The sequence below is a fragment of the Zooshikella ganghwensis DSM 15267 genome (assembly GCF_000428585.1).
Taxonomy (GTDB): domain Bacteria; phylum Pseudomonadota; class Gammaproteobacteria; order Pseudomonadales; family Zooshikellaceae; genus Zooshikella; species Zooshikella ganghwensis.
In genome coordinates this window covers 1-3,642 of record NZ_AUAF01000259.1, presented here as the reverse complement: position 1 = coordinate 3,642, position 3,642 = coordinate 1, and the positions used below count along the sequence as shown (strand labels likewise).

At 40.1% G+C, this 3,642-nt stretch carries 2 protein-coding genes; one reads left to right on the top strand and one right to left on the bottom strand.

What is annotated here, in order from left to right; genetic code table 11:
• Nucleotides 1-414: 414 nt before the first annotated feature.
• Nucleotides 415-1,572 carry a GNAT family N-acetyltransferase/peptidase C39 family protein gene (locus tag F607_RS0125440; RefSeq protein ID WP_230400462.1) on the bottom strand — a complete coding sequence of 386 codons (1,158 nt, stop codon included), beginning with the start codon at nt 1,570-1,572 and terminating at the stop codon, nt 415-417.
• A 421-nt stretch (nt 1,573-1,993) separates the two neighbouring features.
• Here F607_RS0125440 and F607_RS0125435 point away from each other — a divergent pair, with 421 nt between their 5' ends.
• Nucleotides 1,994-3,487: a RimK family protein gene (locus F607_RS0125435; RefSeq protein ID WP_027710268.1), complete on the top strand. Its 1,494-nt coding sequence runs from the start codon at nt 1,994-1,996 to the stop codon at nt 3,485-3,487.
• Nucleotides 3,488-3,642: the final 155 nt, after the last annotated feature.

Genomic DNA, 3,642 nt, shown 5'->3' with positions numbered 1-3,642 from the left:
CTAATGAAAACCATGATATGAATTAACTCTAACCTGTTGTTTCTAATATCTTATTTTTAGCTGTCATGTGTATTCAATAATGGCCAAAGTCGAGTTATAGTGAAAAATAATTAAAAGTGGTTGTTATTTAGTGTTAATGTCAGTATTGTGCCGGCTGGTACGATTGTACCGGGCAGATTTGTTGCTTACCGGGGAAGCTATTATGTAATCGGAAACGGCTATATAAAGTGGTAAGTGGTGAATCTGCCCAGCTTATTTTTCTTTGACTGTTGTGAGTGTTGAAAGAAAAATACAGTCCATGTCTTCAGTATTTTGCGGATTGCGCTCCTTTTTTAGTTTAACTTTACAATTAATGATTATTGTACCGTTAATCTCAATTGTTTAACTATTCGCCCTCTTACAGTGTTAGAACGACTAGATAGCTGTTTTATTAATAAATAGCGCAGTACGCAGTTTTACTTTTCCAAACTGACACATACGGTCAAAACTTTCTCTCCGAATCGGTAAATGTTGATTGTCCAGTGCCGTTTTATGGCACTTTTCATCGGTATAAGGGTCATGGATATACACGAAGTATTGATCAATATCGGTGACGACCACCCAATGGGGGGTTTTGCAACGGTCTAATTGATAGGTACTGATGAGTACTATCGCAACTTGATTTTGTTTAAGTGCATTTTCAATATTATGGATTGTCAGTGTTTCATGACGTGTACGAATGGATGTGTTGGCTATTTGTGCTAAGAAGTCGTTATGGACTAAGGTGAGCACTGACTTTTTATGGGCACTGCGGACTGAGTCAAGAAATAAAGGCTGTTGATGGCTAATCATCATTTCAACGTCGAAACCCCGCTGCCAGGCTGCAAGTGCTAAACCATGAGGACTACAACCACCATGACCGGATGTCATAAAAATCGTGGTTGCCTCGCGCCATAGTTGCAACTCTAAATGCTGAGTGACCGAAAACTCAGGTTCTAATGCTTGCATGGCCATCATTAAGGCCGCTGGCCCACAGGTAAAATCTGTGGTTTGGGAGTAATAGGGAATTTTACGAAACTGGCGGGACTCTTGATGGATCAGGATTCGCTTTTGCAGTCTAAGGGCATCTTCGTTGTCTTCATAATATTCTTTATAGATACCAAAAGATTTGTATCCCATGCGCTGATATATGCGAATGGCTGCCTGGTTGTCCAAGCGAACTTCCAAGCGCATAAACGAACAGTGTCTTTCTGTGGCTTGTAACTCACTATAATGAATTAACTTTTGGGCAATACCCTGGCCTTGGGCTTGGGGGTGAACTGCGATGGAATATAATCTGGCTAGAGAAGTACCTCGGTGATAAAGGATTAAAACATAACCAAGTATAGTGTCTGCTTGAGAGTTTTGGGCTATGGCTAATGAGACGGTGGAAGAATGTAAAAAGTGTTTAAAGCTTCGTTTGCTTAATCTATCGCTGGTAAAGCATATTTGTTCAATAGCCAAAAGTGCACTTAAATCATCAGGGCGGGCTGGGCGAATTTGAATGTCCGTTGACATGTTGATGCAGGGACGTTGATGATCGGGAGAAGACATTAGTTGACTCAACAAATGGGTTAGTGTTAACTGCGCTACACCCTTCGTGAATAACTGTTATGTTATTCAAACTGTATTGACACCACTTATATCCACAAGGGATAGGGATGTTGTGAGTGCTGAATGCTCTGGTTTCACCTGCAGTCACAACGGTCTTTTAATACTATAAACGTTTGGTGTGTTACCTGCTACTGTTAGTCTACTAATGGCCTGCTATGGTTTGAAAATAATTTTTGCTAAAAAGCTTTACAGAGCAAATAATGAGGTTTTAGTAAAAAAACAAGGCCTGTGTCTTGTGAAGAGAAGGGTGCCAGTCATTTATATGTAAAAAGGTTGTCGAGGGCGTATTAAGCTGTCAGGTGTATAGTGCTCAAAATAATAACTAATTTTATTGGCTGAATAATCTAAGGCTCGTGAGATTATGTCTCTTTTGTATATCGTTGTTGAATCAATCAAAGACTGGAAGGCTTTTTATCCCAGTGAGGATGTGATTACGTTTGAAGACTATGTATCGCTGTCTATGTCAAAAAAGAAGGCGCGTGTTCGTGTGCTCAATTTGTGTCGGGGTTATAAATATTTAAGTAAAGGTTATTATTGTTCATTACTTGCTGAAGCTCGGGGCCATCATGTCATACCTTCAGTAAAGACACTGAATGATTTACGCAAGCGAAAAATTTATGCTATTGATCTAGAGCTAATGGAGCCTGATGCGCATATTGCCTTGAAACATTTAAAGAAAGAGACACGAGAGCATATAGATTTTAAATGCTATTTTGGTACAACGCCTCAGGAGTCAGTACAGCCTATTGCAAGATTACTGTTTGAGCGCTTTCAGTGTCCGGTTATGCAGCTTTCTCTGGCAAAGGATAAAGCAGGTCATTGGCTGGTAACGTCATTAAAAGCAATTTCACCAACAAGTTTAACGGATGAGGAAGAGACACTGTTTGCTGAAGCGCTCGATGAATATAGCCGTAAAATATGGCGAAAGCCCAAGCTGGCCAAGCGGTATCGTTATGACATGGCGATACTGCATAATCCTGAAGAAGCATTTCCACCCAGCGATAAGATGGCGCTAAAGCAGTTCATTAAAGCAGGAAAACGGCTTGGTGTTTCTGTAGACTTAATTCAGCCTAAAGATTTTTTGAGGCTCTCAGAGTACGACATGTTATTTATTCGTGAAACGACGGCTATTGACCACCATACTTTTTTGTTTGCCAAAAAAGCGGAAGCTGAAGGGGTGGTAGTAATCGATGATCCTCTATCTATTATGCGTTGTACGAATAAAGTGTTTTTAGCTGATTTATTTAGAACGCATCATGTGCCAAGTCCAAAAACTATCCTGCTTATGCGTAACCATAAAGCACAAATAGATCAGTTGGAAGCAACACTTGGTTTTCCTTTAGTATTAAAAATACCCGACGGCTCCTTTTCCAGAGGTGTTGTAAAGGTGACTAACTCATCAGAGCTGCAGGAGCACTTGAAAGAACTGTTTAAACAGTCAGCCTTGTTATTGGCTCAAGAATATATGTATACGCCATTTGACTGGAGGATAGGCGTATTACAAGGTAAACCTATTTATGCCTGTAAGTATTTTATGGCCAGGGATCACTGGCAGATATACCAGCATAATACGTCACAAGTTGAGAGCGGTGACTTCGAGACTATTCCTACGTATGAAGTGCCAAAACAGGTGATTAAAGCGGCTGTAAAAGCGGCTAACTTAATAGGTGATGGGTTATATGGAGTAGATATTAAAGCATTTGATGATCGTGTAGCGGTTATCGAAGTAAATGATAATCCGAGTATTGATTATGGCGTTGAGGATGGCTTTTTAGGGGCTCAGCTTTATGAGCTTATTATTGAGGACTTCATCAGGCGTGTTGAAAACGGAAAAAGAAATGTCACTGCTTTGTAATATTGTTTGGGTTCCAAATGGACTCCTAGGGGGAGGTAATTAAAAAAGGGTATCATATACCAATACTGTAGACAGTTTTTGGCTGAGAGTGGTAGGTTGTACCAAAGATAGAAACTGCGAGAATGCGGTTATCAAAGTCGTATTGTCACAGGAAT